The organism is uncultured Microbacterium sp. (assembly GCF_913776565.1).
GTDB lineage: Bacteria > Actinomycetota > Actinomycetes > Actinomycetales > Microbacteriaceae > Microbacterium.
Window position 1 is genome coordinate 1 of the sequence record NZ_CAJYPF010000258.1, and the last position, 3,048, is coordinate 3,048.

Here is a 3,048-nt window from a genome sequence, read left to right on the forward strand (position 1 = left end):
TCCTCGCCTATGTGTGGAGGTCGTGGTTCTTCGCCGTGGACCGCCCCCGTTGGGACCTCCGCGACGACCGCCCGCACTCCCCCCTCACGCTGCTGCCCACGCTGATCGGCGCCCTGCTCGTGGTGCAGGGGCTCACCGAGTCGGGCCCCCTGCTGCTGTGGGGGTGGATGTTCGTCGTGCTCTTCGGCGCCAAGATCAAGCAGACGCCGCTGGTGGGTGTCGGGCCGAGCGAGCAGAGCATCTCGATCGAGCGGGGAGAGCTGGCGAAGCCGTCCGCGTGAGCGCTCACCCGCGGTCATTCGGGGCCGCCGGTTATGATCGTCGAGCCATGACCTCGACTGACGACGCCAACGCCGCCCCCCTGGGCGATGCATTCGACCCGAAGACCGCGACGATCGTCGTCGTCACCTACAACCGCACGAATCTGCTCACGCGCCTGCTCGACAGCATCGAGCGCATGGACCCCGCGCCGGGCCACCTCGTCATCATCGACAACGCCTCGACCGACGACACCACTGCGGTCGTGCAGTCCTACCGCGACCGCCTCCCGACCGAGCTCGTCTACCGTCGCCTCGAGACCAACACCGGAGGTTCGGGCGGCTTCAGCGAAGGCATGCGCGTGGCCTACGAGCTGGGTTCCGAATGGATCTGGCTGATGGATGACGATGTCGAGGTCGTCCGCGACGGTCTCGCCCTGATGGGCAAGTGGACGCCGCGCTTCCGCAGCATCCAGGGGCGCCGGTACGACTTCGACGGCAGCGAGTTCTACTGGCAGTACCGCGTCGCCGAGTCGATGGCGATCCCGATCCCCTTCGCTCCCGCCAGCTTCGACGACTCCGGCTTCAAGCCGATGAACTCGGGATGCTTCGAGGGCATGTTCATCCACCGCGACATCGTCGCGAAGATCGGCCTGCCCGATCCCCGCTTCTTCATCTACTGGGACGACCAGCTCTACGGCTGGCTCGCCTCGCGCGAGACCGAATCGGTCATCGTGAACGAGTTCGTGCTGCGGCGCACCCGCGAGATCAAGCAGTGGGACATGGGCATCCGCCACATGAACGCCTCGAGCGACGCGTACCGTTACTACATCATGCGCAACCGCGCGTATCTGGCGAAGTACTACCGCGCGGTCGGTGTCTACCAGCCGCTCCCCTTCACCGCGGGAACCGCCCTCACGTTCGTGAAGGAGCTCATCCGCCTGGTGGTCGTCGAACGCAAGCTCACGGGCACGAGCCATCTCTTCCGCGGCCTGCGTGACGGCCGGGCCATCGCGCGGGACCGGACCTGGAAGCCGATGCCGCCGCTCGCCGGCCGTCCGTCCCCCGCCTGAATCCGTTTCGGCAGGGCTCACGAGGAACGGTCGACGGAATCGACCGACGGCCCGCGGCCTCGACCCGCTCGACTCTCGCGCCTGTCGGCGCGCCAGATCGAGAGCGACGCGAGTGTGTGCGCGTCGCGCAGCACGCCCGTCACGGTGAGTCGGTCGAGGTCCGTTTCGGGAAGCCAGCTCCAGCCCCCATCCGCCTCACCGTCCGGGACTCCTCCCGGAACAGCCTCGTCGATGTCGCACGCGACGACGGTGACCGGCTGCGGGTAGATCCCCGTATCGAGGATGTACTGTCCGACCACACGCGCATTCCGACCCGCGAAACCGGTCTCCTCGCGCAGCTCCCGCAACGCGGCGACGACACCGTCCTGCTCGTCGGCCCCGTCCATCCACCCGCGAGGGAGTTCCACGAACGTCGCATCCTCCGCCGCAGGGCGGCTGATGCGCAGGAAAAGGATTCGGCCGGAGCTCCGGGCGATCACCACCACTCCTCCACTGCCCGCGGAGAGACGATGGTGGTGATAGACGGCCCCATCACGCGTGCTCACCGGCGCGGTTTCGAGCACGATGCGTGGTGGTCCGGAGAACACGTAGCGCGGTTCGAAATCGGGCAACTCAGCTCCTCGGCAGGACGATGAGGGCGGCTCGTCGTTCGCCGCCGATGAGACGGATTAGCGATCGGACGGCAGCCCACGGGAAGGTGGTCATGGCGACGACCGCGAACGCAGCCCAGGTCACGGGCTCGGCGATCTCCGAGGCCTCCCACGAGGGGACGCCCAAGACGATCGCCGCCACCGCGAGCAGTGACGTTCCCGCCGCTCCGAACAAGACGCGCCTGCGGGTCGCCGGGCGGGTTCCGGAGGTGGCGATGAACGCGAGGTCGCGCATGCTCGCCCAACCCGGTCGACGACGGAGCCGCGCGCGTTGAGACGCGGCGGCGTCCCACCCCTGCGAGAACGACGCCGGACCCACCTCCTGAGCCCAGGTGAGAAGCGCCGTCGGCAGGGCCACGCGGACGGAGTCCGCCGGGCCCGACGTTCCCCCGTTGAAGCTGATCCAATCAGCATCGGCACGTGCCGCCAGGAACTGCGAATAGCCCTTGCCCCACCACGTCCGCAGGGCGTCGCGTTCGGCCAGCGACAGGCCGGATGCGTCGATACGCCGCCACGCTCCACTGCGTCGGGGTTCGAGGCGAAGACGCCGGCCCAGGGCCGTCGCCGCGGGCGACAGGGGAGGAAGAGGGTCGTGCCGGAGGGACGACCGGGCCGTGCTCTGGGTCTCGAAGGCGATCAAGCCCTGCGACTGGGCAGCCAGCCAGGCAGCCCAACCCGCTTCCACCGCATCCGGCCAGCGCCCCCGCCGATCAGCCCTCCCGCGACCGACCGACGTCCGATCCATGGCCCAGGTGAACCTACGGTTGCGGCGACGATCCAGCAGGGCCCTCTCGAGGGTGGGGTGCGGACTCGTCACCACCAGCGGGAGTGGGCCCGGGCCCCTCCCGAGGACGGCTGCCACCCCGGCCGGCCCGAGGGCGATGAAGAATGCCCCGTCCAACAGCATGGCATCCGTGACGACGACCCGGTCGGCCAGGAGCGAGCCGACGCGCAGATAGGTCGTCAGCCTCTGGACGGCGTCGACGGCGCCGAGCGAGGAGAACAGCTCGGCTTGAGACTCGCTGTCGAATTCATCGATGAGGACGCGCCCGAGAGAATGGGAGGAAC

Annotated in this window: 3 protein-coding genes and 1 pseudogene; 2 read left to right on the forward strand and 2 right to left on the reverse strand. The window is 68.8% G+C overall.

Annotated features, from left to right (window positions below; translation table 11 throughout):
* Window positions 1-281 (forward strand): annotated as a pseudogene (locus tag QZ433_RS14220) (O-antigen ligase family protein); the annotation flags it as partial.
* A gap of 47 nt (window positions 282-328) precedes the next feature.
* Complete coding sequence (locus tag QZ433_RS14225) at window positions 329-1,330, forward strand: glycosyltransferase (protein ID WP_295784699.1); 1,002 nt, start codon at window positions 329-331, stop codon at window positions 1,328-1,330.
* Between the two features lie 17 nt (window positions 1,331-1,347).
* Here QZ433_RS14225 and QZ433_RS14230 read toward each other — a convergent pair whose 3' ends face one another.
* Together QZ433_RS14230 and QZ433_RS14235 are read right to left on the reverse strand one after the other, a co-directional pair.
* Complete coding sequence (locus tag QZ433_RS14230; RefSeq protein ID WP_366761948.1) at window positions 1,348-1,917, reverse strand: NUDIX domain-containing protein; 570 nt, start codon at window positions 1,915-1,917, stop codon at window positions 1,348-1,350.
* A 25-nt stretch (window positions 1,918-1,942) separates the two neighbouring features.
* The coding region (locus tag QZ433_RS14235) for a hypothetical protein (RefSeq protein ID WP_295784701.1) at window positions 1,943-3,048 on the reverse strand (1,106 nt) is incomplete at its 5' end.

Coding starts and splice junctions, on each gene's coding strand:
- QZ433_RS14225 (WP_295784699.1), top strand. CDS start 329: ATGACCTCGACTGACGACGCCAACGCCGCCCCCCTGGGCGATGCATTC.